This window comes from Streptomyces sp. NPDC055287, from assembly GCF_053646035.1.
The window spans coordinates 1-25,129 of record NZ_JBSHNE010000056.1; the positions used below are offsets into that span (position 1 = coordinate 1).

22 protein-coding genes and 2 pseudogenes are annotated in these 25,129 nt (G+C 68.5%); 8 read left to right on the top strand and 16 right to left on the bottom strand.

Annotated features, from left to right (window positions below; translation table 11 throughout):
* Positions 1-380: 380 nt before the first annotated feature.
* The 6 genes from ACWIHY_RS36670 to ACWIHY_RS36695 form a co-directional block, all read right to left on the bottom strand.
* Positions 381-1,259, bottom strand: a complete 879-nt coding sequence (locus tag ACWIHY_RS36670; RefSeq protein WP_454380838.1) for a hypothetical protein — start codon at positions 1,257-1,259, stop codon at positions 381-383.
* A 10-nt stretch (positions 1,260-1,269) separates the two neighbouring features.
* Positions 1,270-1,833 carry a papain-like cysteine protease family protein gene (locus ACWIHY_RS36675; protein WP_454380839.1) on the bottom strand — a complete coding sequence of 188 codons (564 nt, stop codon included), beginning with the start codon at positions 1,831-1,833 and terminating at the stop codon, positions 1,270-1,272.
* A gap of 797 nt (positions 1,834-2,630) precedes the next feature.
* Positions 2,631-3,833 carry a hypothetical protein gene (locus tag ACWIHY_RS36680; RefSeq protein ID WP_454380840.1) on the bottom strand — a complete coding sequence of 401 codons (1,203 nt, stop codon included), beginning with the start codon at positions 3,831-3,833 and terminating at the stop codon, positions 2,631-2,633.
* 952 nt (positions 3,834-4,785) lie between these two features.
* Complete coding sequence (locus ACWIHY_RS36685; RefSeq protein WP_454380842.1) at positions 4,786-5,313, bottom strand: hypothetical protein; 528 nt, start codon at positions 5,311-5,313, stop codon at positions 4,786-4,788.
* A 173-nt stretch (positions 5,314-5,486) separates the two neighbouring features.
* A complete protein-coding gene (locus tag ACWIHY_RS36690) occupies positions 5,487-6,110 on the bottom strand; it encodes a hypothetical protein (protein ID WP_454380844.1) in 624 nt (207 codons plus the stop codon).
* Between the two features lie 396 nt (positions 6,111-6,506).
* Positions 6,507-6,815: a transposase gene (locus ACWIHY_RS36695; RefSeq protein ID WP_454380845.1), complete on the bottom strand. Its 309-nt coding sequence runs from the start codon at positions 6,813-6,815 to the stop codon at positions 6,507-6,509.
* Between the two features lie 69 nt (positions 6,816-6,884).
* Between ACWIHY_RS36695 and ACWIHY_RS36700 the strand changes: the two are divergent.
* The 4 genes and pseudogenes from ACWIHY_RS36700 to ACWIHY_RS36715 all read left to right on the top strand — a co-directional run.
* A pseudogene (locus ACWIHY_RS36700) lies at positions 6,885-7,201 on the top strand (helicase associated domain-containing protein); the annotation flags it as partial.
* A 989-nt stretch (positions 7,202-8,190) separates the two neighbouring features.
* Positions 8,191-8,532: a hypothetical protein gene (locus ACWIHY_RS36705; protein ID WP_454380846.1), complete on the top strand. Its 342-nt coding sequence runs from the start codon at positions 8,191-8,193 to the stop codon at positions 8,530-8,532.
* A gap of 1,569 nt (positions 8,533-10,101) precedes the next feature.
* Positions 10,102-10,299, top strand: a complete 198-nt coding sequence (locus ACWIHY_RS36710; protein WP_454380847.1) for a hypothetical protein — start codon at positions 10,102-10,104, stop codon at positions 10,297-10,299.
* Between the two features lie 90 nt (positions 10,300-10,389).
* Positions 10,390-10,911 carry a hypothetical protein gene (locus tag ACWIHY_RS36715; protein ID WP_454380849.1) on the top strand — a complete coding sequence of 174 codons (522 nt, stop codon included), beginning with the start codon at positions 10,390-10,392 and terminating at the stop codon, positions 10,909-10,911.
* A gap of 60 nt (positions 10,912-10,971) precedes the next feature.
* Here ACWIHY_RS36715 and ACWIHY_RS36720 read toward each other — a convergent pair whose 3' ends face one another.
* The 4 genes and pseudogenes from ACWIHY_RS36720 to ACWIHY_RS36735 all read right to left on the bottom strand — a co-directional run bounded on the left by ACWIHY_RS36720 (position 10,972) and on the right by ACWIHY_RS36735 (position 13,698).
* Positions 10,972-11,178 carry a GntR family transcriptional regulator gene (locus tag ACWIHY_RS36720; RefSeq protein WP_454380851.1) on the bottom strand — a complete coding sequence of 69 codons (207 nt, stop codon included), beginning with the start codon at positions 11,176-11,178 and terminating at the stop codon, positions 10,972-10,974.
* Positions 11,179-12,410: 1,232 nt separating this feature from the next.
* Positions 12,411-12,536 carry a hypothetical protein gene (locus ACWIHY_RS36725; protein ID WP_454380873.1) on the bottom strand — a complete coding sequence of 42 codons (126 nt, stop codon included), beginning with the start codon at positions 12,534-12,536 and terminating at the stop codon, positions 12,411-12,413.
* A 185-nt stretch (positions 12,537-12,721) separates the two neighbouring features.
* Positions 12,722-12,918, bottom strand: a pseudogene (locus ACWIHY_RS36730) (hypothetical protein); the annotation flags it as partial.
* Positions 12,919-13,047: 129 nt separating this feature from the next.
* Complete coding sequence (locus tag ACWIHY_RS36735) at positions 13,048-13,698, bottom strand: hypothetical protein (protein ID WP_454380853.1); 651 nt, start codon at positions 13,696-13,698, stop codon at positions 13,048-13,050.
* A 423-nt stretch (positions 13,699-14,121) separates the two neighbouring features.
* On the opposite strand from ACWIHY_RS36735, the gene ACWIHY_RS36740 reads away from it, so the two are divergent.
* Positions 14,122-14,622, top strand: a complete 501-nt coding sequence (locus ACWIHY_RS36740) for a hypothetical protein (protein ID WP_454380855.1) — start codon at positions 14,122-14,124, stop codon at positions 14,620-14,622.
* Positions 14,623-15,279: 657 nt separating this feature from the next.
* On the opposite strand, the gene ACWIHY_RS36745 is transcribed toward ACWIHY_RS36740, so the two are convergent.
* Positions 15,280-17,139, bottom strand: a complete 1,860-nt coding sequence (locus ACWIHY_RS36745) for an FG-GAP-like repeat-containing protein (RefSeq protein WP_454380857.1) — start codon at positions 17,137-17,139, stop codon at positions 15,280-15,282.
* A 67-nt stretch (positions 17,140-17,206) separates the two neighbouring features.
* Complete coding sequence (locus tag ACWIHY_RS36750; protein ID WP_454380859.1) at positions 17,207-17,926, bottom strand: hypothetical protein; 720 nt, start codon at positions 17,924-17,926, stop codon at positions 17,207-17,209.
* A gap of 405 nt (positions 17,927-18,331) precedes the next feature.
* Here ACWIHY_RS36750 and ACWIHY_RS36755 point away from each other — a divergent pair, with 405 nt between their 5' ends.
* Positions 18,332-19,429 carry a hypothetical protein gene (locus ACWIHY_RS36755; RefSeq protein ID WP_454380861.1) on the top strand — a complete coding sequence of 366 codons (1,098 nt, stop codon included), beginning with the start codon at positions 18,332-18,334 and terminating at the stop codon, positions 19,427-19,429.
* Positions 19,430-19,462: 33 nt separating this feature from the next.
* A complete protein-coding gene (locus ACWIHY_RS36760; RefSeq protein WP_454380863.1) occupies positions 19,463-19,975 on the top strand; it encodes a hypothetical protein in 513 nt (170 codons plus the stop codon).
* Between the two features lie 53 nt (positions 19,976-20,028).
* Here ACWIHY_RS36760 and ACWIHY_RS36765 read toward each other — a convergent pair whose 3' ends face one another.
* From ACWIHY_RS36765 to ACWIHY_RS36780, 4 genes are all read right to left on the bottom strand, one after another.
* Positions 20,029-21,555 (bottom strand): NHL domain-containing protein, encoded by a 1,527-nt coding sequence (locus ACWIHY_RS36765; RefSeq protein ID WP_454380865.1) that lies wholly within the window; start codon positions 21,553-21,555, stop codon positions 20,029-20,031.
* A 493-nt stretch (positions 21,556-22,048) separates the two neighbouring features.
* The gene (locus ACWIHY_RS36770) at positions 22,049-22,420 is read right to left on the bottom strand and encodes a hypothetical protein (protein ID WP_454380866.1); all 372 of its coding nucleotides are present in this window, start codon (positions 22,418-22,420) and stop codon (positions 22,049-22,051) included.
* A 479-nt stretch (positions 22,421-22,899) separates the two neighbouring features.
* On the bottom strand, positions 22,900-23,826 hold the full coding sequence (locus ACWIHY_RS36775; RefSeq protein ID WP_454380868.1) for a hypothetical protein: 927 nt from the start codon (positions 23,824-23,826) through the stop codon (positions 22,900-22,902).
* A 108-nt stretch (positions 23,827-23,934) separates the two neighbouring features.
* The gene (locus ACWIHY_RS36780; protein ID WP_454380869.1) at positions 23,935-24,090 is read right to left on the bottom strand and encodes a hypothetical protein; all 156 of its coding nucleotides are present in this window, start codon (positions 24,088-24,090) and stop codon (positions 23,935-23,937) included.
* 598 nt (positions 24,091-24,688) lie between these two features.
* On the opposite strand from ACWIHY_RS36780, the gene ACWIHY_RS36785 reads away from it, so the two are divergent.
* On the top strand, positions 24,689-24,949 hold the full coding sequence (locus ACWIHY_RS36785; RefSeq protein ID WP_454380871.1) for a hypothetical protein: 261 nt from the start codon (positions 24,689-24,691) through the stop codon (positions 24,947-24,949).
* Positions 24,950-25,129: the final 180 nt, after the last annotated feature.

Here is a 25,129-nt window from a genome sequence, read left to right on the forward strand (position 1 = left end):
TCTTCGGCTACCTCACCCCAGCCGAGACCAGGCAGCGGCAACAGCACGCCCTCGCGGCGTAGACATTGAGTGTCCGAGATCACGGGGAAACTTCAGGATGACAAGCGATTGCCCGAACGCGCGGAGGCCCACCTGACGTGGTCGCTGATCACGGTAATGGCCCGCCGCCTGGCTCGCGGTGGCCGGCCCCGTACCGACAGCTGGACAAGAAACACCAGGACCGGTGACGCGCGCCGTTCTGCTGGAATCGCAGGCCAGCGCTTTGACCAAGCTCGCTCTGGCAGCGACCGGTTTGTAGCGGCGGTCCGGCCGGGGACAGGGCTGTACCCCGTCCCCGGCTGGCTGCCAGGGGCGGGGCGAGGGGGCGGGCGGGGTCGGGTTCAGCGGGTGCTTGCGCGCCGGCGCCGGCGGACCGCGACGGCCCCGCCCGCGAGGGCGAGTGCCGCGCCGGAACCAGCGAGCAGCAGGGTGGAGGACGACGCCTCGTCCGCCTTGTGCTGGGGGCTGTAGCCGCTGGAGTAGCCCTTGGTGTCGTACTCCGAGCCGGGTAGCTTGTCGGCGTAGCGGGCCTTGACCAGCTTCTGGTAGTCGCTGAGCGACACCGACGCCTGGCCGCCCAGTCCTTGCCGGGCCTGGTCGTTGAGTGGCTCGACGGTGTTGAGCTTGAGCTGGTACCAGCCGCGGATCTGCGGCTCGGTGAAGACCAGCGTGCCCACGGTGGCCTTGCTGGCGTATGTGGCGTCGCTGTCGCCGTCGCGCACGGCCGCCAGGTGCCAGCCGCCGCCCTGGGTGGGAGCGAGCATGACGGTGGCGTTGCGGCCGTTGACGGTGGTGCTCAGCGAAGAGACCAGCTGTGTCAGCTTGATCGCCTCGGTGGGCAGTGGCTGGGCGGTGCCTGCGACGAATCCGGGGGTGATCTCGTTCAGTGCCACCGGGTCCTTGATCGTGAAGGCCGGGAGGCCCTGGCACGGCTCGGGTGTTTCGGGGATCGTCTGCACGGGCCCGCCAGTGCCGCCGGTGGGCACCGGAGTGCGCAGGAAGCGGCAGACGGCGTTGCGGACGTCGGTGGACTTCACCGCGTCGAGGGCGGCCTGGTAGTCGGGGATGTCGGCCGGGAGAGGGTCCTTGGCCGGGGCCGCGTGGCCCGGACCGACGACGGACAGCAGTGCGGATGCGCTCAGTGCGAGGACGATGGACAGGCGGGAGAAGCGAGAGGCCGCCCGCTTGTTGGACGTACTGGTGCCGCTGGTGTCGCGCATGTCGCCTGCCTTAGCGGGAGATGCCGATGCGGGAGTGGGTCCACTTGGACGAGCTGTTGCTCACGTAGTCGTTGTAGTTCCACCACGTGTACGTGGCGGTGTCCGGCCACGGGTCAGCCACAGCGATCGTGTTGTTCGACGTGTCGAAGCCGTAGACGACGTTCATGTGGCCACCACCGGACGCCCACCCGATGCGGGCACCGACCGGCCGAGCCGTCTTGACCTCGGTGTACACCTGGTTGAACGTGGCCGCGCTGCTCAGACCCGAACCGGTATGGGTCATGCCGAGACTGCTCCAGGCCCTGGCCATGTCATCGAGCGTGGCGGGCTGATTGTTGCAGCCGTAGGAGGGCTGGGCCCGGCTGCAGAAGTCCGTCTGCGTGGAGCCGAAGCCCTGGAACTTGGCGATCGTCAGCCCGGAGGCGACCCAGCACCACTGGGACTTCTCCTGCTTGTACATGCCGATGGTGTCCTGACCCGCTTCCGCGTGAGCCGTACCTCCTGCGGCCGCAAGCAACCCCGATGCGGCCAGCACGATGGCCGACGCCGCGGTTCCGTACCTGAATCTGCCCATATTCCTGCCTTCCCCTGATGGGTGCGACGAGACGAGCGGCACGATCTGGCACGGATATGACAGCGCACCATGTCAAAGTCATACAGGGGTCTCGCGCGAATTTAACCCCCATTGATTATTTGCCGGTTAATCATCAGTTCAGATGATCCGTCCCGGGGGAAGGATGCCCGACCAGCCGGGCGGGGACTGGATCTGTGGCAGGCACAAACCACTCGTGATGCCCGCAGCCAGCAGGCCGGGGACGTCCCGGTCCTGCAAGACCCGCTGCGGGTCCTGGCTCCCGACGACCCGGACACCTTCCTCACCCGCAATGGCCTGGCTCGGTGGCGGGGCGGGGCGGGAAATGCGGCCGGCGCCGCAGCCACGTACGCCGAGCTTCTCAACAACCGCTTGCGCGTGCTAGGCCCCGACCACCCTCACACTTTCGCCTCGGCACCAACCTCGCCCGGTGGCAAGAGGAGGTGAAGCAGCAGGGACCGGAACCAATTGGGCATGGCGCCGACGGGGAACTGCACGAAGAGCCATAGGCCACCGAATTCTTCGGCTCTGGGCCAGCGCGGCCCCTGCGGTCCTCTCAATGCCCCTGCAGCCTGACTCACAGAATGTAGCCACCCGACTCGGAGGCCATGCAGGGGGATTCAACGACCGAGAGCCACCGATTCGCCCCATTCTCATGACCTGCACCCCCGCAGGTCGGAGAGCCGCTACTCCAACCCGTCATGCATTCCTGTTGAGACGCCACACACCAGCGCTGGCTCCTCGCGCTCGGCGCGCCGGCCGAGCGATCCCGAGCACGCTCAACGCGTCGGCGGAGTGAGGGCGATCAGAGCCGCGCAGGCCGGCCCTCGAGCCCTGAGATCGCGTATCAAGGCCTTCTTCGTCCGGTGCATGGTGATGAACCGGGCGTACCGTTGGGTGAATGTGCTGGTGGTGGCTTCCCGGTCGGCCAGGGCGGCCAGGTCGCCCATGATGCGGACGACCTCTGCGTAGTGGCGGGTCCCCCGTCCGGCGAGCAGCTCTGTTGCGCGCTTCCAGGCGGCCTCAGGATCGTGCCGGAGGTGGGCCAGTCGCCGGTCCTGGGCCTGGCGTTCCTCACGAGCCGCTCGTTCCCACTCCTCGGCCTCCTGCCGTTCCTCGTCGGCGATCCGCAGCGCCGTCTGGGCGGTGACTGCGGCAAGGATTTCAGTAACTGTTCGGGGTGCCGTGGCACGGTAGAGAGCCGGCTGGGCGTCCAGGAAGCGGCGGCGTAGCCCGGACAGCATGTGGGTATCGCCGTCGTGGAGCAGGTGGGCGAGGACGGTGTCCTTCTCGCCCGCGTCGAGGGTGGCGATCCAGGCGCGGTAGGCGGGAAGTGAGGGTCGTGGTTCGGGCTGCGGTGAGCGCCTTGCTGCGGCCGCGACGAGGTCTTGGTCGATGCGCAGGAACGTGGCCAGGTCGGCGAGAGGCTCGGGCAGGTCGGCCAGGCCCGGCGGCACCGGGGGCTCGAGGGCATCCCCGTCGAGTTCGCCGTGTTGCAGGCACAGCAGCCAGGCGAGGTAGAGGAGGCGCATGTCGCCCTCGGCGACCTGCTGACGGGCGCGGGCGATGGAGGGCAGCCACTGCTGGTCCCTGTCCCCGTCGTCCTCGGGATCGAAGAGATCGATGAAGTCCTCCACCGCGTCCTCGGGATCGGACTGCAGGGTGATCAGGACGTGGTCCCCGCTCTCGCGGCTGGTCGCCGAGTCGCCGGTGCAGTAGGGCTCGGTGGCCCCGGGTGGCAGGGCGGTGGTGGGCCAGCGCAGGATCACCTGCCGGGTGCCCCAGTTCGCGAAGTAGAGGTGGGCGTCGTAGTGCGTCTCCACCAGTGCCTGCGGGTCGCCCCGGAAGTCACCCCAGCCGTAGGTGTTCACGAAGCTGTAGCGGGTGAGGCGGGCGCGCGTCGTCAGCGCGCGGATCTCCGCGAGCTGACTGTCGGACAGCGGCGCCTCCACCACGAACTGGTAGTGCTGGTACTCCGACATGCTCCTCGCCTCCTCGTATCCCTTCCGCTCCGGCCAAGTCGTAGCAGAGACTCAAGTCCGGCGGCGGGGGAATGCGCGGTTCTGGCGGACGGTGGGCACGGCGGAACTCCGGCCAGCGGGGTGACTCACACGTGATCCCCCTCGGAAAGACTTCGTGTGAGCGCTGCCGCTGGAACGAGCCGGGAATATGTCCGCCTGCAGATCACGCAGCAGCAGCGGCCTTCTCCGCTGCGCTCTGCGCGACGGCGTGGGTGGGGCGGACCCGAGGGGACCCGGGCCACATCGTTCAACGTGGCCGCCGCGCCAGGTGCAGTCCGGTAATCCGCGCCTGACGCCACCACGCTCGCGACCGGCTGAGGTCTTCCGCGGATCTTCCGGGTGTCACCGGGGTGTGTAGCGCTGGACGGGGATGCCGACGGCGGCAGCATGGTCTTCCAGCGGCAGTACTTCGCCGGCATCGTGGACGAAAGCCAGGCTCAGGTCCGGCTGTCTGGCGATCATCTGCTGGTCGCGGATGTCGCGCGCACGGCCGTAGTGCTGCGCCTAGTCAGCCGGGATGGGAGACGAGAGAACCCCCGTCGGCGCGCCCGGATCATCCAGCTCGCCCAGCAGGGTGCCGCTGGCGGCGCAGCCGGAAGAAGACGATGACCGCGAGCAGCACCGCCACATTGATCGTCAGCAACCGCAAGACCTCCCACCAGACCACGACCGCCCATCAAAGGGCGGCGGACGCCCACCCCAGCCCTCTTGTGTAGCCCGACCTCCGCGCCGTCGTGTCTCTGTTGCCTTGGATTGGCAACAAAGCGATCTGCTGGCCGGATTCCGCAGGTGAGCGGCGCGCTGTGCCACAAGGGCACCCGCACCGGTGCGGGTGCCGGGCGGCGCTCACCCTGCGACACCTCATGGGCGCATTCTGGCGGAGTGCCTGAAGCTGAAACACGCCTCGCATACTTCAGAGAACCGTGCGCAGGTCCACGAGTGGCGTCTCGTCCTCACAATCAGTAGGGGTGAGGTGGTCGCGGTGGCGGCCTTCGGTGAACATGTCGCGCAGATACATGCCGGGGAAGTCCAGCGGCTCGCTCCGGTCGGCCAGCGCAATGCGCACCCGGTAGGCGGTGTCGCCGTCGCGGAGCAGGATGTCGCACCAGTGCGGGATCGGTGCCTCAATGCCGAGCAGGATGACGTGTTCGTCGGCCAATGGTTGGATCCACGTGGCCAGGTCTTCCAGCAGCCATGCCATGTTCATCCACGCGGGCGCGTGGGTGGCGGGTTGCCAGTCGTATTCGCGTCGGCCTTGGCGTCCCGGCACGGGGGGCGGCTCGCCTTGCATGTAGAGCGGTGGATCGGGTGTGGTCCCGGTGTCGGTGAAACCGATCTGCCGGGACTTGATCGTCATTGCTGTCACACGGAAGCCGTCCGTGCCGAGCTCGAAGGCGGCCTCGGACACGCGGGTGAGGAATTCGCTGTCGGGACTGGCCACGAGTCACCTTTCAAGAACGGGAGAGCGGGTGCCCCGTTCCCGACGGCGTACTGCCGTCGGGAACGGCGCTGTGGACTGATCAGCCTGGGCGCGCAGGGGTCACAGTGCTCAGGCATCAATGAAACGGCATGCCGGAGACTCAGCAACGGCCGGCCACCGAACGGGTGAGGTTCTTACCTCGTGGCAGCGTTCTTGTTGACGCCAGCCTTCACGTCCGCGGATTGCACGGTTCGCGCAAAGGGCTTGTACGCGCCCACATACTTGTTGTCGCCCTCAGCCGCTACGGAGCTCCTGTTGGACTTGGCCAGGGCCTTGGTCACCCAGTTCGGGCACCGGACGATGCCTTCGCAGTACTCGGTGATGACGCCCTTGTCGTGGTCGTCGCGGAGCTTCTTCTCGTTGGCCGACATCAGCACCTTGTACTGCTTGACGAGTTGGCATACCCCGTTGCGGCACTTGTACTTACCCGCGTAACCCGTGTGCCGGTAGGACTGGCCACCGATGTGCTCGCGCACCGGCGACTTCGCGATGTACTCCACAGCCGAGTACTTCGTGATGTTGTGCTTCTTCTTGACCTTCGTCCATCCGAAGCCCTTGTCGGCCGCCGCGTTGTAGTAACCAAGCCGCAGCGACACCCGCCCGGGGCCCCGGTATTCAAGGTGCTTGAGGATCTTGTACGCCGGGTCTGCCTGTACCTGGGCACCTTCGTTGGCCGAGGCGGAAGCCGGGCTGCTTCCGATGGATCCCAGAGTGGCGGTGGCCGCGAGCGCGACCGCGGCTATCTTCGTGCGGTTCATTCGAGCTGTTCCCCCTTCGTGAACCATGCGCACCGGTCCAGTACGCCTCATCACCCTAGGAAGGCCGGTCGACGCGCTCCAACTCTTGTCTCTACACGGCGTGTTGTCCGCGGCAGCCCAGGTCACGCTCGCAATGTCAGCGGGGAGACCCCCGCTTCGTGCTGGCCACCTTTCCCGTACGGGTGTCACCCCTTTGCCTGCTGCGTGTGCTGCCACATAGGCAAGCCGCGTTCGCGGGCAAGGTCGGCAAGGGGAAGGCTCTCGTCAGCCCGGGCAGCGAAGACCAAACATAGGTCGTGGTGGCCCGCTACCAGCGGTAGTACGTCGAGGATGGGACGGACAGTTCCCGCAGTACGGGCTCAACCCCCAGGTGCGGGTGCTCGTCGAGGAGCGCCGTCACCTGGGCCGGGTCGGGTCGAGCTGGGCCGCGAAAAAGGCCGAGGCCGTCCGCAGGGCCTCGTTCGCCCGCTTGAGCTGGGCGTTCTCCTTGCGCAGCGCCGCGAGCTCGGCGCGTTCGTCGGTGGTCAGCCGATCATCGCGCTCGCCGGCATCGGCCTCGGCCTGGCGGATCCAGCCGCGCAGGGCCTCCGGATGCACGCCGAGGTCGACGGCCAGTTTCTTGATCTGCGGCTTTGGATCGGAGGTGCGGTACATCCGCACCGCACGGTCACGCAACTCGAGCGAGTACGTTCTGGGGGCACCCATGGTCTATGTTCCTCTCATGAGTCCCATCTGACCCGCTGTCAACTCTCCTCGCATCTCGGGGGAACCTCACAACGGCTGTCCAAGCTGGGCGTGCAGCCGCTTGAGGCGCCGTCTCCCGCCCCGGCGGCCACGCGTGCGACGAAGGGGGCCCGAGCAAGGCGCAGCAGGCGTTCCAACGGGGCCTGGCGGCCCTCGCGCAGTGGGTCGAGCGGGAGGACCAGAGGTCGGTTCCTCGCGGTCACAGTGAAGAGGGCGCGCTCGACGGCGAGGCCGAGCCGGTGGGCGTGAAGCTGGGCGTATGGGTCTCCAACACCAAGACGAGGCGCGACAAGCTCACGGCGGACCAGCTGGACGCGCTGCGGGAGCTGGGCATGGAATGGGCCTGACACCAGCAGCGGCCGGTCGTTGAACTGGCCGGACACTCGAAACACAGCGAGACCCCGGAGAGCAGGTCTCCGGGGTCTCTTGCTGCCCGTAGGCGAGTAGGTCAGCTGGCGCCCAGGCGGGCATCCAAGACGATGGGGGGCAGCTAATCGCCGTGGCGGAATGCGCCAACCCCACCCGCGTCACGCGCCGCAATTTTCCCTCGCGCACCGCCCGGTGCTCTGCCGGCGGACCGGCGCGGCGGCCCCAGCCGACGCGCAACCGGCTGAGCGCGCCCCGATCCCCGGCCGGCCCGAACCGCCCATCCCGCCCGTCCCTTCTTCCGCCACCAGCCAAGGGACATGGGCAAAAGCGGCCGCAACGGGGATGTCAGCGGGCCGACCACACCCAAACCGCGTGGTGATCTGCACGGATGCGGAGAGGGTCTGGAGGACCGCGCAACAGTACGCGCAACCCCTAGCGCAACAGATGGCGCAACCATAGGCGCAATACTTGTCGCAACCCGGCCCCGTGGCGGGCCTCATACCGCCCGCCACGGGGCCGCCGTATCAGGCGGTGGGCGCCGACTCCAGCGCATGGCGTGCCGCAGGGTGGCGTCCATCCAGGCTGGTGCGGGTCAGGTATCCCACAAGTTGTCCGAGCTGGCGCAGGACTGACAGGCCCGATCCGAGCAGGGAGCCCCGGGACCATGACGCCCCGGGGCTCCCGCTGTGCACTTCAACGTGTCGCACGCTTGAACGACCAGGCGGCGGCCAAGTCACCGCTGGATCTGCCGGGAGACGCGCGCAGACAACGCCTCCTGGAAGTAGTCGGGGCTCGCCCAGCCGCTCGATTGCCGCGCTGGCCTGGGTGTTCGTGGCCTATCGGGCGAAGGTCCGATGCGACCAGAGCCGAGACCTGACGTGCGACCAGAGGCGCGACCTCCTGCACGATCATGGTTGCGTGACCCGCCGCGCCGTACTCTTTCTCGCCCTCCCTCGTTGAGCCCGGCATGGAACTGCTCGCTCAGGCCGCGCCAGGCGTCGAGGCCCTCGCCGGGGAGGTCGCCGACGCCGCCTGCGCGCTCGCCGACGCGGCCAGCCCCACCGCGTGGAACCTCGCGGCCGCCGAGGACGCGGTGAACGCCATCGGCACGCTCGCCGAGGCTCTCGCCGCGATCGACCCCGAGTCCGCCCGGCTCCTGGCGGCGATCCCGACCTCCACGAAAGCGCTGCTGCGCCACCTCGGACAGGACGACGCCGCCGAGAACAAGCAGCCTCCGTGCGCGTCCCCCGAGCGGCGCGGCCTCGGCCACGGATGGCAGGGCGTTCGCGTGCCGTCAGCGGAACGCTGACAAGTGGCGCTGAGGCCGGGGTCCGGTGCTGGGGTTGCGATGCGAGATCGGGTCGGCAGATCTCCAGCCTGCCGGCGGGGCGGTGCGCCGTCTGGAGGGTGGTTGGGTAGGTGGTCGGAGCTTCACCAGTTCCCAAAAAGGTCTCTCAGTGAAGTAGTCGGCGTGGTCGGCTCCCCTTGACCGCATGGTCTGACCTGCGCCGTTGTCCAGTCACTTTCCGGCTGTGAGGCGCCCTGTGAAGCGCCCCCCCAAGACGCCTTGGAGAACGCCCTGCTGAACGTCCTGGAAGGCGCCCTGCCAGACGCCCCGGCGTCAGGGGTACATGTACCGGTGGAGCAGCCTGACCCGGGAGCGCGAAGTCCCGGGGCCATGACACGGACCCGGGACTTCTGTGCACTTCACTGGAGAAGTCGAGTCCGCGGTCGTTGGACGCTCCATGTCTGACGAGGCTTCTGGACTTTCTGGACCCCCCTACGCGTGCACGCGCGTATACGGCCCGGGGCGTCCGGGCCGTACCTGCCAGCGCGAGGCCCCCGGGACGCCCCACCCGTGCACGCGTGAGCTGGGTGTTGAACTGATCGATGGTCAAAACGGCCGGCCCGGTTCCGTTCGTCGACCAGCTCGATGGGTCCGGTGAGGGCGGTCTTCGCGGGTGGCCACTGGCGTGCTCGGCTGGTGTGGAAGGTGACGGGCTACCTGTTCGCGAGCTGGACATCGGGGAGTGCTTCGACGCTGCCGCGCAGGTTGGCGGTGATGTTCACATCGGCAGGGAAGGGCTGGTCAGCCGTGTTCCCGGTGATAAACCGAGGCGTGTGGGCCGATCCCCGTCTAGGTGGAAGCAACACGGTGAGAACTTCGGCCCACCCCGCCATGAGGGGGGCCTGACCGGGGGCTGTGCCGCCCGGCTACTCCCAGGAGAGCACGGGCCTTGGCGCTGGTCTATTTGCGATTGGCGCAAGTCCGATGACGTCGTCGGCGGCGTCTCTGGGCACTAACGAGTCGTGGTCATCCTCAACACGAGAGGTGATGGCCGGCGAGCACCCGGGGGCTCAACATGACGCCCGGCCGTCCGGGGCTCCGACCAGCGGGCACGGGCACATATCGTCCCGGCCTCCCGTGGGGTCTCCGGCGGTCTCTGGGGGCGGCGGGGGCGTCCGGGCCGTACCTGCCAGCGCGAGGCCCCCGGGACGCCCCACCGTGGCCGTCTGGTCACCCAACGCCCCCTGCTTCAGGTACGGTTGTCCGTGCTGCGAGCGGAGTGCCCGACGCCTTCGTGAAGTTGAGTAGCTGGCCGTCCTCAGTTGATGGACCAGCTCGGGCTGAGTCGCAGTCAAGGACATGGGCCGCAGAAAGCCCAGCGATCCCGAGCAAGCTTCCTCGGGACGTCGAGCCAAAGCTAGGCGCTCAGAAGGGCGCACAGTAAGAGGGTGAAGGCTTCCTAAGTAGGCCCTGGTAAGGCACCGAGAGCCTGACGTCGGCACGGCCTCAGCAGGACCACACGTTGGATACGTGGTGGTCGGCTGAGGGCTGAGTGCCGGAGGTTTGACCACCAGGAAGGTAGTCGAACCGTTGAACCTCTCTCTCGGTGTCAAGGTGCTGATCTTCGTGATCTGCGCCCTGATCTCCATCATCATCGGCATCGTGGCGGGCCTCGTCATCCACAAGCCGAGCACCCCAAAAGGACCCTCGTTCCTGTACGGAGGCGGCGTGTTCGGCGGTTCTCTGACGCTGTGCCTCGTGGTACTCACGTCGCTCGGCGTGCTCTGAACGCTCTCGAAGGTCCCGGAGGGCTCGCCTCACCTCCGGGACCTTCGAGATACGGCCCCACGCTGTCGCGTCCGTGCCTACGCTCATGCTGTGACGATCACACCGGTTACCCTCGCCCTGATCAGTACTGGTGCCGGGTTCTTGGGGGCCGTCATCGGCACGGTGGGCACCCTCACGTCGGCCAGCCTCACCCAGCGCGCGACCCGCGACCGTGAGAGCGACTTCAAGGTATGGGAGCGTCGAGCCGACGCGATCGAGGAAGCTCACCGGAAAATGCTCGCCCTCGGCAACGCTCGTGACCTTGCCTGGGGGCGGAGACAGGTGCCTAGCGGGTTGGGCCCTTCGGATCTCGACCCAGGGCACCAGGACGAGCACTTCCGGCTGGTCGTCACCAAGCTGACGCTCTACACGACGCCCGAGCTGGTGCAGGCGTACCGCAAGTCCAATGAGGCGTTCTTGAAGTCGCTGCTCAGCGTCCAGCAGGTGCAACTAGCGCTTGCAGACAGCGGTGCGGAGAGCGACAGGCCGAAGAGGCAGCGGAACATCAACGCAGCGGTGGCCGTCGCGACTCGGGCCGTCGAGGAGTCACGGGGCTGCCGACGAACGCCTTGAAGCCGCGCTTCGTGAAGCGGCCACGCTCGCCGCTCCACGGTCCCGCCGACGTTAGCCGGCCTACTTCAAGTCGGCGATGAACGTGCCCAGGCCCAGCTCGGTGCGGACCTGGCCCGTGTCGCGCAGGTTCGCGAGGGCCTTCTGGGCGGTGCTGGCCGCGATCTCGAACTCTGCGCTCAGCTCGACGCTGCCCGGCACGCGGCTGCCCGGCTCCCCGCTCGCCGCGCTGGCGAAGCTGGCCGCCGCGGCCTGACCCGGGCCACTCACCGCTGACGCCGTGTGCCAGTTCTCCGAAGGCGAGACGATGCTGCCGGTGCCTCGGGCGGAGACTGTGCTGTCGCGCCCGGCGGACGCTGAGTGCCCGGACCTGCGGGTCTGGCCGACTGCCGATGTTCTGGCGATCTTCCGCTTCCTTGACGACAGGCTGCCGTGGGCGCCGGCCGCCTGGCTGCTGACTGTCGAGGCTGCCGCCGATCATGTCCCAACTGCCCCCGAAGACCCCCTGGAGGAGGTCGTCGAGGGAACCGGTGAAACCAGACTGGCTCGCGGTCCCGATCAGCATCGTCAGCGGGAAGCCCTGGCGGGGCAACACGTGATCCCAGCCCGCAGGCGCTTCGTGGAGCGCCATCCGCACGGCTGCGGTCTCGCCCCGGCCCGGGTCGCCGAACACACACACCGCGCCCTTGGTCGCCATCGCCTGCCCGACCGCCTCGGCCACCGCCCGCACCGACGACGTCCGCACCAGCTGCGCTCCGGCCGGCAACGCCACACCCGCCCCCGCACCGCTCTCCCCCGCCGACGAGCGCGCGAACGTCGCCGCCGGCGCGGGGTGCGGTGGCCGTCCCTCAGCCGCCATGCCCGCTCCGCCCTCACACGGCCCGGCCAGAGCGAGATCAGCCAGCGCCTGCCGTGTCCGCTGCTCCTCCCGCTCCTGCCGCACCACCGCACGGTCCGGCAGGACCCTGCCGGCGACCAGGTCCCGGCGCACCACCCGGTACAACGGCGCCAGCGAGGGCACCTCTCCCCCGGCATCCTTCAGGTGACGGTGCAGCACCGCCACGTTCCCGCCTGCCTGCACCAGTGCCTCCCACGCCTGGTCGGACAACTCCAGCCGGGCCCGGGGCCTGGGCTCCGCACGGCCCTCCGTCCGCGCCGCCTCCAGCCGGCGCCACACGGTCCGCACAGTCAACCCCACAGACCTGGGCCCCCGCACGCACGTGCGCTGTAGTCAACGCCCCGGTCGCATCGAGCTCCAGCAACCGCGCCACCAGCACCGGCCTGGACACCCTCAACCCCGCCGTGACCTCGCCCCACGCGCCCGGCTCCCCCACCCCACACCCTTCCGCCCGCGAAAACCGACACCGCCCACCGTGCCGCCGCGCAGCCACCGAAGGATCAGAAGTGCCGTTCCCAAGACAACGGAACAGGGCGGGGTGTACCGCCCCATGACAGCCGCGCCCCTCGCATCCACCGCCCCACAACAGTGACCACACCCGCACTCAACACCCGAGCAGCGAAAACACTCCGGTCTGACGTGCCGTCACTAACCACTCCACTGACACCAAACCGGCACATCGCAGCCAGCCCTGCTCGTCGGGCCGGTAGAGGATCAGCTTGGCGGACATGCACCCAGCCTCTTCCCCGCCCTCACCATCAGCACCTGGCCACGCGCGAACGGGTGACGCCCGCCCCGTGAAGCGGATCGCGGCCTCTCACGGGCAGCCGCACCGGTGGCTTCGGCAGCGGGGTACGTTCGGAAGTACGGGGTGCGGCCCTGGCCACCGAGGCCGCGACGGGGGCCGCGCCCCGACAACTTGCGGTGCAGATTCAGCGGGTTCGGGAGATGACCGCCGCGCGGATGTCCGGCCGCCACGTGGGCCGCAGGAGGGCCCGCCACGGCTCGCCGGACTTCCAGCCCTCTCCCCGCGGCCGCTCGCGGAGTTTGCCGATCCCGCCCTTCACCGGGGACTTGATGGCGGTCACCACGATCGCCATCGCGGAGTCGCGGTCGGTGACTGCGGTGGAGCCGCGCCGCGTCATCACCCGGGACGCGTACACGCCTAGCAGCCGGGCGGGCTCGGCCGGCGGGAGCTGCCCAGTGGTGTCCCAGTCCTGCCTGCGCCGCAGGCCAGGGCCTCAGGCGGCGAACGGGTTGGTGCGGCCGGGCAACTGCTGCCCCGGGCGCAGGAACCGCTGGCCGCCCTGTTCGTCGCGCACCGCGAGGAACCCGGCGTCCGTCAGCCGCTGTGCGATCTTCCCGCGGCGGATCGCGCCCACCTTGAACGCCACGGTGAAGAGCAGCGCGACCGCCCCGCCGGAGGCGACCGCTTCGACCGGCGACCTGTCGATGAGCAGGAGGACGGTCAGGACCGCGCAGGCGAGGTAGACCAGCACCTTCTGGCTCCGGTCGGCGACGTACTGGGCCATGACGTCAAAGGTGATGAGGTCCTTCAGCACGGCCACGGCAGCGACCGCTTCGGGGAGCGGCTTCAGCGAGCCCTGCTCCAGCCCCGGCACTGTCCCGCCGTTGCCCGCCTGCGGATGGGCGGTGATGGTGGCCGCTTCGCGGACACGCGCGTCGGGCTGCGGGTCCCGGTACATCCGGACCTGGACGAGCGAGTTCTTGAACCCGGTCCTGTACGCCATGCCGTACGTGTATCCGTACTGCTCCGCCACGTGCGCCAGGGCGGCCGCCTTCGGCGTGGAGCCCTGGGGGGCGATCTCGACGATGTCCTGCTGACGGGCGATCTGCTGGAGCATCCCCGCTATGTGACGTTCTACGGACATCCTGTTCCCCGCCCCCTGGGACCCCGCGCCTGGGGCCGACCGGCGCACAGCCTAGTAGCGCTGGTTCATGTTCTTCACGACCAGGCCCTCGACGCCGGAGACGTCCGTCCAGTCCTCCAGCCACTCCCGGGCCCTGGCCCGGCTCGGTGGTCATCGGGCACAGCGTCCACGGTGCGGTCAGTGTGCGGGTGGCGAAGAGGACCTCCAGTCGCCGGAGGCGCTGGGCGTAGGGCAGGGCCAGCAGCTGGATGCCATCAGCCTGGAGGGCGTCAAAGGCGACGAAGCGCCGGGGTCTTCACCACGAGCGCGGTGACGGTGCGGCCTCGGGCGGCGGCCCTGCGCTAGAGGGGCTTCGAAGGACAACCGGCCGGTCGCGGCGTCCCGGGACGACGAACTCCCGTCGAGAACCAGGTCCTCGGGCAGTTGCCCGGCAGCCGCGACCAAGTCGGGGAAGCAATCCTGCACCAGGAAGCCGCGCCGGGACTGCAGGAGCAGCCGGCCGCCCGGGCCGTTGGGGTGAAGAGGATCGTCCGGTGTCCGTCGAACTTCCGCTCCGCCGCGAAGCACCCTGCAGAGCGGGCGCCCGCAGTGGGCCTGTTGGGCCACGGGCCTGCCGGCGGCGAGGATGACGCGCTTCTCCTCGCCGTGCGGTACGTACTCCTGCAGGACGCAGTAGCGGTCGCGGAAGCCCATCAGGCCGCCTTTGGTGAGGAGCTCGGTGACGAGTCGCTACCTGGCACCGATCCGGACCGCTGCTGTTTCACCATCGCCTGGCGCCCCCGTGACATCGCTTCTCACTTCGGCGACATCACCATGGAAACCATGTATCGGCAGCTCTCCAGATGGGCCGAGACCGGCCTCATCCACAAACTCGGCCCCGGCCTCTACGCCGCCACGGCATGGACCTCAACACCCCTTGCATGACCTGCGAAAACATTAACCACCCGGCCTTGGGGGGAGGCCCCGTGTCCGGGCACATGCCCGGGCAACCACGCAGGACGTCAAAAGTGAAGCTGAGGCCGCCGTCTCTACGACGAGCCATCAACCGACTGAGCTCAAATAGCTTCATGCCTCCGGTCTACAGCAGATTCCCGGCAGTGTTCCCCCTGCTCCAGCTCAACCGGTGCTGATGCGCGTGACGGTGAGGTGGCGGCGTCGTCGGTCGGGTGACTCCCATGAAGCCGGGCGCTCGGCGACACCCATCCGAGCCACCCAGAGGGACCATCCCGCACGGCGGCGCATCCGTGCAGCCGTCCGACAGTTCTTCGGAGGGGTGTTCACTTGGTCTGCGTGGGCGCACCGTCCCGGCGGTCCAGGCGTTCGTAGAGGGCGCGAGCGAGGCGGGCGCGGTTCTGGACGCAGCGCAGTGCCCTCGATCGTCGCGGACAGCCGGCCTTCTGACTCGCGCAGAACAACGTCGGCGAGCGCCTTGGGCCCGCTGTCCTTGCGCAGCTCGTCGGCGCGGCCGGCGGACGTCGGCGGCGAGGGCGCGGGCGTGCCAGGCCGCACGTCGGTCGAGGGGACTGGTTCCGGCACGCCGATGACGAGTCGCCGTGGTCGGCTTCGGGGTCCCTTCGAGGGTTATCGGGTTCTGAAGTGGCGGAAGAGGTTTCGGGCGACGTACACGCCCGGGCCGCCGAAGCCGACGATGTCGACGCGTCCGTCACCGGTGATGTCGGTGAGGAAGCGGGGGTGGCGGTCTATGCGCCAGCCGCCTGCGTTCTCGTTGTACCCGAAGCCGCGGCACACGAGCTGGGCCTGCTCGAACTGGCCGTCGCCGCGGTTGTGCGACACCCAGACGCCTTCGTCGCCGAATCCGACGATGTCCGGGTTGCCGTCGCCGGTGACGTCCGCGAGGAGACGGAGGTGCTTTTCGCCCGTCCACCCCTGGGCGTGCCCGAAGTCGTTCAGGACGAGCTTGGAGGGCTCGAACGTGCCGTCGCCGCGCCCGCGTGCGACGGCGACGCCCTGGGGTCCGAACCCGACGATGTCCACTGCTCCGCCGTCGGTGGTCCTGATCAGGAAGCGGGGGTGCTCCTCGACCGAGCAGCTCCACCCCTGGTCGGTCCCGAAGTCGTCGAGGATGTACAGGGGTTCGGCGAAGGTGCCGTCTTCGTCCTGGAGGGATACCCAGACGCCGTCGTCGTGGCAACCGACGATGTCGAGCCTGCCGTCACCGGTGGTATCGGCGAGGAAGCGGGGGTGCTTTTCGGTCAGCCAGCCCCCCGCTTTCTCGTCGTGGCCGAACGCCTTGAGGACCGGTTCGTCTCCTATCGGTGCGAACGTGCCGTCCTCGCCCTGGAGAGATACCCAGACGCCGTCGTCGTGGCAACCGACGATGTCGAGCCTGCCGTCACCGGTGGTATCGGCCAGGAAGCGGGGGTGCTTGTCGGCCAGCCACCCGCCGGCCTGCTGGCTGTGCCCGAACGCCTCAAGGACCAGCTCGCCGCCCGCGGGCGTGAATGTCCCGTCCTCGTCTTGAGGGGACACCCGCACGCCGTCGGCGGCAAGCACGACGACATCGGGCCTGCCGTCGCCCGTCAAGTCGACAAGGTTCCACAGGTCCGTGGGACTCGAAGAGGGCGCGGGTGAGTGCAGGACGCGCTCGTCGTCCTCGAACGTGCCGTCGCCTCTGCCGGAGGACGTTACAGCGCCCTTCGCGGGCTTGAGCCCGACGATGTCCTTTCGCCCTGCGTCTGTGGTTTCGGCGAGGAACCGGTCACCGAGTCCGGCCCACCAGCCCGGTTGCCCGCTGGGAGAGCGGTTGGGTTTGTGGCTCTTCCACCCGCCGGCGTCCTGGTCGCCGCCGAACTGCTTGAGGACCAGCAGCATGTTGCTGAAGGGGGGTGTCGCACCGGGTGCCGGCCGCAGCGCGGTCGGGCGGGCCAGCCGCCAGGAGCGGCGGCCGTTCCAGTGGTCCAGTGGCGCCCAGGGCAGCACCGGGTCGCTGATGCGCTCGGGCTCGGCCGGGACGAACCGCCACCACTGGCTTTCCGCGTTGTCGTCGTGCTCGCGCAGGACAATCCGGGTGTCCTCCTCGTCGGGGTCGGCGGGGTCGGCGAGGTCGAGAACGGCGCCGTCGGTCGCGGCCTCGATGAAGTAGAGGCCCGCTTCGCCGTCAACAGGGACGAGGTGCCACTGCTGGTCCTTCTTGCTGGCGGCCGCATCCCACTGGCGGACGCCGCCATCCGCGGCAGCGGGGTTGTCGAGCACCTTGCCGCCGGCCGCGTTGCGGATCACATACGCCTGGTCGTCCTGCACTTGTCCGCTTTGCGCGGCCTCCACGGGGGTGAGTTGCCACTGCTCCGGGCTCGGGCCGCGTTCGGGGAAGTCGCGGACGACGAGCGCCCCGTCCGCGCCCGGCGCGGCCTTGGCACCGAGGGTCTTCCCCGTGGCGGCGTTGACGATCTCCAGCTTCAGTTCTTCCGTGGGCACGGGCATCGTGGTGCCTCTTCCAGACGGTTGGGGCGCGGGCTCGGGACGGGCGTGGCGCGGCGGTGGTCGCGGATCACGTGAAGACGTGGTGGTACGGCACGTTCCACTCGCTGGGCAGCCGCGGGTAGAACGTGTTGATGACCGTGCCGGTGAAGTCCCCGCCCCAGTTGTAGGTCAGGCGCACCTCGCTGTCGGCGGTCACCGCGTGGTCCTTGAAGCCGAGGATGGCGTCGGGGTGGGTGATCGGCACGAAGGTGATCCCGCCCCACGGCGTGACCGTGACGACCCACAGCTGGGTGTCCTCGGGCGCGCCGTTCTTCCCGCGCCACTTGTCGCCCACCTTGTCGGGAAGGCCGACCTGGACGGTGTCGGCCGTGCTCTTGGGGGCCTCCTGATGGACGGTGATGCGCCTGCGCTGCGGCTTGGGCGTACCGTCGTCGCCGCGCCCGGCGTCGGCGTCGCCCGCGCCGGCGGCCTTGGGCGTCACCTGGCCGGCGGCGCTCTCGATGAAGTACAGCGGTCGCTGCCCGAAGAAGCCGGCCGGGGTGATGTACCAGAGGTGGCCCTGCGCCTCCTTGGTGGCCGGGTCGAGCGCGGTGGCCAGCTTGACCCCCTTGTCGTGGTCCTCCTCCTTCAGCTCGGCGGGGCGCAGGTAGCCGCCGTTGAAGGCGTGGACGAGCATGACCGGCCGGTTTTCGAGCAGCGCTGCCACGATTGCGTTGTCGTAGCTGTTCACCGCCACCGGGCCGCCGACGACCAGATTCGACATGGTCTGGCGTTCTTGGGTGTACATCGCGAAACCTCACCTGTCCTGATTGTGGAGAACAACGGGTCGGACGCTTAATGCAGTGGCCTGCCGTACGACATTTCCGCACATGCAATCGCCTGCGGTCGACGCGACTTCGAAATCAATTGAATGAATGACGTGAATACCTCGCCCACGACAACGGTCGGGGCTATGAAATCTGCAGGTAGGGCGATTGCCCGAGTCGCGATCGAGTGGCCGGCAGACCTCAATTTACCTTCGCTGGAAGTGAGTTGGGATGGGCCTGGAACATTCATCACTCGATTGAGCAGATAGTACGCAGACACCTTCACAGCGAGTGGAGCCCGTGCTAGCTTCACTTTTCAGAGCGCGTGTAGATTGTTGTTTGCATTTCACCGAGCATAATTCGGCCAGATTAGTCGAGGGCGGGGAATGTCTTCCAACGCGTACAACCTGGGACGGGCAAAGCGCCAGCCGCTGACGAAGAAGAACCTGCGTGAACTCAACATCGAGCAGGCCTGGCAGTCCATCCTCAACCATCCCAACCTGGTATACGTCGACGACTACGGCGTGCGGCACAAGCCCGTCGGGTTCTCCGTGAACAAGTCGAGCTTCGGCGCTTTCCCCGGGACCGCGTTCCAGCTGGGCTGGCTCGCCTACATGAACCTCGGGGAGCCGCTGATCGAGGAGCGGTGCAACATCAGCCAGCCCCCGCCCGACTCGTTCTCCTCGCGCACCTACGTCAACCGCAGCCAGGCATCCGCGATGACGTTCACCGACTCGGTTGATTTCACCGTGTCGAACGGGGTCACGTGGTCGCTCCAGGGGGAAGCCAAGCTGACCTTCGGCGGCAGCGTCAGCGCGCAGCTCCAGCTGCAGCTGCAGAACCAGCTCAAGATGGACCTGCAGACGCAGCTTCAGACGCAGCTGCAGAACGAGATGGCGAACAAGAACGCGAACACGATGACCAACAAGAACAGCAAGGACAACGTGGGGGCGGACAACGCCAACGCCACCGAGACGGGCGTGAGGAACGCGGCGACGAACTCCGTGGCGAACGCGGTGACGAACTCGGTAGCGTTCACGACCACGGGCAGCGCCACCGGCACCGCGACGCTCAACGCCTCGCTGCTGCTCGGCATCACAGGCTCCGTCGGCGGCTCCCTGAACACCAGCTGGGCCTCGAAATCGCAGATCTCCGGCCAGGTCCCGCCGGACTCCCGCGTGCAGACCATCGTTACGCAGCGGCGTACCCGCAAGCAGTACTGCTACGAGATTCCAGTGACGTTCTCCGGGTTGATCGCGGTGAAGTACGACGCGCCGGTGGCGGTCCTTGCTCCTCCGCAGTCCGGGGACTATCCCGGCCTCGACCAGGTCGTCGCCCGCGACATCGGCGACCTCGACCTGGCCGGCGGCGGCTTCCGCATGAAGGGGCTCGCCGAGGTCGTCTCCGCCCTGGATGTCCACCACACCATGTTCGACGGCGAGATCCTGACCGACAGCCAACGCGCGCTGCACAAGCGGCCCTGACCGGGCGCACAACGACGACAAGGGGCGACGACCATGGTGTTCGACAACATCTTCAACTCTGCGGGCAAGGGCGCTGGGCTCTTCTCGGTGACCACCGACAGCCACAAGCCCCAGCCGGGGGCGGACGTCGACTTCGAGGACGCCGACGACGACACATACGACGACAAAAGCACGAGCCTGTTCAACAACGCCATCCACGGGGCTTCCTCCCGGGCGAAGGTCGTAAGCGAGCAGTCGCCCGAAGCGCGGGCCGTCCTGGGCTTCCTCGGCTCCTTCATCCAGACCACCCAGGCATCAGCCGGTGCGCAGGCCCAGTACGCCCAGGATCCCGGCTCTGTTTCCACGGCGGCGGCCGCCGGCATGCAGCAATCGAGTGCGACGGTGACCGAGCACCCCGGCCTGCAGAAGAACGATGACCTGGAGAGCAAGCCGAAGAAGAGCGACTACACCAAGGCCCCCAAGGCCCCCGAAGCACCCAAGGCACCCGAGCCCGGCAAGGCGCCCAAGGCGAGCGCCGAGAAACCGTCCCGCTCCGAGTCCGAGTAGGGCCCGGCTTTCTGTGGGGTCAGGGGCGAGAGCGCCCCTGACCCCACCGTGCGTCATACGGGCAGCAGCTGCCACTGCCGGTTCCGGTGGTCGCCCTGCGACCCGTGCTGCTTGATCAGCGTGCGGGCGTTGGTGTCGACCTGCAGGAGCAACCCGCTGTTGCGGTTCGCGATCTCGTACAGCCGCGGGGTGCCGTTCACCGAGCCCACCGGGATCAGCCTCCAGTGCTGGTGGTGTGCGTCGTCGCCCTCGTAGGCGCGTTGTGCGATCACCGCCCCGGGCGCCTCTCCCCCTCCGACGACCTCCAGGATCTTGCCGCTGCGCACATTCTCGATCCTGTACAGGACATCGCCGTCGTCCTGGCCGGCCACGACCAGCTGCCACCGCTGGTTGTCCCTCGAGGCGGCGAGCAACTGGTGGATCTCGGCGCCGTCCTTGGCGGACTCACGCGCAACCCCCATGCGCAGCCTGCTGCGGACGTTGGCCCAGGAGACCACCGTGCCCGACGCGGGCAGCCCGGCCATCTCCGCCCACGCCACCTTCCGCACCCGGTTGTTGCCGTAGTCAGCGATGTAGAGGTTGTCGACGCAGTCCACAGCGAGCCCGATCGGCTTGTTCAGCTGCGCCGAAGCGGCCGGGCCGTCGTGACCGTCGAAGCCTTCGGTGCCCGTGCCGGCCACCGTGCTGATGTTCCCATCAGCCGTGACCTTTCGGACCCGATGGTTGCCGTAGTCGGCGATATAGAGGTCGCCCGCGCCGTCCACCACCACCCCCAAGGGGCACTTCAGCTGGGCCGAGGCCGCGGGGCCGTCGTCACCGTCGGAGCCTGCGGCGCCTGTGCCGGCCACCGTGCTGATCTTCCCATCAGCCGTGACCTTCCGGACCCGATGGTTGCCGTAGTCGGCGATGTAGAGGGTGCCCGCGCCGTCCAACGCCACTGCGTGCGGCTTGTTCAGCTGGGCCGAGACGGCAGGGCCGTCGTCACCGTCGGAGCCTGCGGCGCCTGTGCCGGCCACCGTGCTGATCTTCCCATCAGCCGTGACCTTCCGGACCCGGGCGTTGTCGTGGTCGGAGATGTAGAGGGTGCCGGCACTGTCCACCGCTACCCCGAACGGGTAGTTCAGCTGGGCCGAGACGGCAGAGCCGTCGTCACCGTCGAAGCCCTTGGCGCCTGTGCCGGCCACCGTGCTGATCCTCCCATCGGCCGTGATCTTCCGGACCCGGTGGTTTTCGGTGTCGGCGATGTAGACGGCATCTGCGCTGTCCACCACCACCTCACGCGGGTAGTTCAGCTGGGCCGAGACGGCAGGGCCGTTGTCCCCTTCGCATCCCGCTACCCCGGTCCCTGCGACCGTGCTGATCTTCCCGTCAGTCGTGAGCTTCCGGACCCGGTGGTTGCACTGATCGGCGATGTAGAGGGCGCCGGTGCTGTCCACCGCAATCCCGTACGGGCCATTCAACTCTGCCTTGAGCGCGGGCGTGTTGTCCCCCTTGAACCCCACCACCCCGGTCCCCGCGACCGTCCTGATCCCAGGGGCGGAGTGCTCGTCCTGCGCGGTTGCCTCGTGGGTAGTACTCATCGCCATCCCTTCACCGCTCACCGGCCACCCCTCGCAGCCGCTCCAACCACTTCCGGTCCACCGCCATACCGCCCCCTTGTCCCCAGATCGGATCGTCCTCGCCAGCCCGGAGGCGAACCGCAAGACCGATCCTCCCGCCGCCCGGGGCACAGAAACGGGAACGCATGCACAAACAGGTTTTCCGGACAGATCGCAGCAAGAAGCAGGATGGTTTCTTCCCCACGCGTGCACGCCCCCCCTCCCAGCCAGCTTCCGGAAAGCAGACCGAAGGGAGATCACCCACACGAGGAACTGACTGACTCAGACCTCCGGGCTGCCAGCGACTTCCATCCCGGCTCCGCCGCCCTGACGGCGGCGCGGCGCGGCGGCCCCGGCCGACGCGCAACGGGCTGAGCCGCCCCGGTCCCGGCTGCGGCCGCGTCGCCCATCCCGCCCGTCCGGTACTCCTTCACTCCAACCAATGGACATGGGCAGAGCGGCCGCAACGGGGATCTCAGCAGGCCGACCGCAGCGAAACCGCGTGGTGACCTGCACGGGCACGGGGTCGCTCCTGCGGGGCGCGCAACAGTAGGCGCACCCCTTGGCGCGACATCCAGCGCAACCGATGGCGCAACCCTTGGCGCAACCTCGTGCTGCTGGTCGGCCGAGGTGTCGCGGTCACGCGGCCCGGACGGCTCGCCCGGCCCGCCGGCACCGAGGGGACGGTCTCCCAGCAGGGGTGCCACCACAGTCGTACGGACAGGAGCAGCAGGCGGCGGCGCAGGGCGGTGGTCTCGAGGGGGCGGGGCGCGGCGAGCGCTTGGTAGGTGGCGTTCCAGGCGGCTTGCGTCTGCACCAGGTCGTCGAGGAAGTCGGTCACGTCCATACCGACATTAGATTGCTTGTTCGAATGTGGTCCAGTTCGGGCGCGCCTCGACCGACGCCGTGGACGCGCGCCGGGCATGGCGGCTTCATGGTCGGGCCTGTGGTCGCCCCCACCAGGCAAGGCATCCAGCTTGGTGACCTGGCGGTATGGCCTTAGCGTGACCGTCGTCCAACGTGGGCGATGACCCGCACTCCGACCCGGTGACATCACTGACGAAATGATCCAGGCCATGGACACGGCCAAGCGGCTGGGACTGCAGAAGGGCCTGCGCGCCTCGCCGCCAACATCCGTGCCGACGCCGAAGGCCGCTACGACAGCGCGGAGCCCGAGTGGCGGTCCGGAGTCGAGTGGACGCTGCTGTGGATCGAGAACACCGCCGCTCAGCTGACCGAAGGCAGGCCGAAACCGGCGGCACCGGTGGGCGTCAGGGCGTGGCGGCGGGGGGCCTCACCGATGAGGCCACCCCCGGCCACTTGTGGCTACCGGCGGCGGCCGAACAGGCCGCGGTTCTTCTTCGCCTGCGCTTCGGCCGCGTCCCGCGCGGCTGCCTCTTCGGCCTGACGACGCGCGACGCGTTCGGCTGCCGCGCGGTCGGCCGCTTGCTGAGCGCACGTCCCGCACAGGTCGTCTCCCTCGCTGCGCCACGAGTACTGCTGGAGCGACTGCCAGCGGTCGTCGGTGAACCTGGTTCCGCAGCGCGTGCACACCGGCCGCTTCGCCTCCCGCTCCGCGGCCTCGCGCTCCGCCTCGCGGCGACGGGCCTGCTCCCACTGGACCGCGTACAGCCGGTCGCCGTCGGGGTTGTCCAGCGCCTCGTTCAGCGTCTGCCACTCCTGCCGCCCGAGCCTGCGCCACACCTTTCCCGCGGCCCCGTCCGGGTCGGCGGTGATCCGCTCCAGTTCGGTGACGACCACGGGCACCGCCTGGTGGTAGTCGACGGCCGTGATGCCCGACGCGGAGCCGTTGTGCGGCTTCCCGGCGAAGTAGACGCGGGTGGCCTGTTCCAGGCGCCGGATCCGGCTCTGCCGCTGCGCCTTCGTCCTGCCCGTGAACACGAACGCCACCGGCACGTAGCCCTCGTGGCCGGTCGCCGGGTAGATCCGCGACCACAGCCTAAAGTCGTGCACCGCCGCGCCGTCGTAGCGAGCCGCCTGCGCCTGGTACTTGTCGGCTTTCGGCGCCAGGAGCTCGAACCACTCGGTGTAGCGGCGCAGCTTGGCCACCAGGACGTCGACGGGCTCGTTCACGCGGTCGACCTCCAGGAGCATCGCGGGCACCCCCGCGTCCGGGGCGCGCATCGTCAGGTCGGCGTACTGGGTGTAGCCGTAGGGGAGCTTGTGGCCGATCTCGGTCTGCCAGGACAGCGGCGTGCCGAGCCCGGCCCCGGTGAGCAGCGCGGCGGTCATCGTCGCGGCAGCGGCGTGTTCGTCGAAGCCGTCGCCGGCGACCGGCTCGCCGTCGTCGTTGTACTCGAGCTTGCGCAGGGCGGAGACGCGTACGTCCTTCGGCAGCAGCTACTTGGCTTCCTTGTGTCCTCGCTCGGTGAGCACCCACAGCTGATGGCCCGACTCCAGCCGCGTCTCCACCCGGATCTTCCCCTCGCCCTTGAGGGCGTTGAGGGTGTCCTCGTAATCCGGTCGTGCGAGTCTGCGGGACGCAGCATCCGCCACAGATGCTCTGCGGTGGCGCGCTGGAAGATCCCGAGCGCCCCGAGCACTTCCTTCTTCCGGGTGTGGGTGGGCTTCCAAGTCTGATCTGAAGACTTGGAAGGGTGGTCGAACGTACGGGAAGACCTGTTCTGCCGGGGCTGACCTGCGGATACGCGCCAGGCGGGCGAAGAGGCCGTGGAGGGGGTGATGGAGGGGCCCGTGGAGGGGGCCGGCGGCACCTGGTCAATGTCCTCGCCGGGCGCCGGGTCGTCGGTGTCGTGCGGTTCGTGAGCGGGATCGGGTGAGAAGTCGGCGGGCACGGTGTCCTCGGTTTCCTCCGGCCGGCTGGCCGGGTCGACGGTCGTCCGGCCCGTACGCGGATCTGCGCACGGGCCGGAGCCACCGTGCGGAAGCACCCCTTGTCCGCGGTCTGACGATTCCGGCCGACCGGTGTCCGTTTCCACCCTGGTCAGGTAGCGGCTGAGCGCTTTGTCAGTGACCGACGTCACGGACAGCACCCCGCCCCGGAGCTCGGACTCTGGTCCGCAGCCACGCGCGCTGCAGATCGCTTCTGAGGCCGCCGCGATCGTCGGGGCGGCCCGTAGATCGAGGAGTCGTCATGCCCGAGAACACCGTCACTGCGTCGCTCGCCCCGATGGAGTCGGAAGACATCGTCAGTGCGGTCGCCTACATCCGGGCGTTGCAGGCCCGGGGCGTCGACACCGCCCGCGGTCATAACCGCCTTGACTGCCCCCACTTTGCCCTCAGGGAATCCGAACCTCCGTGCCTCGGTCTGAGCTTCAAAGAGTTGACGAACCCTTTCCCATCCTTCGGACGGTTCGAAGCGAGCCACCATCCATGGTTGATCACCAGAAGGTGAAGACAGTGCTCCGAGCACATCGTCGCCACATCTGACCCACCAGACGGGTCCGTCGGTGCGATCGTCCCTCAGTTGCACAACTCCTCCTAGTGATCTGAGTCAGAGATTCGTCGGCAGTAGGCGGCGACTTTGTCGAGGATCTCGTCGGCGGTCTTCGTCCAGACGAAGGGCCTGGGGTGC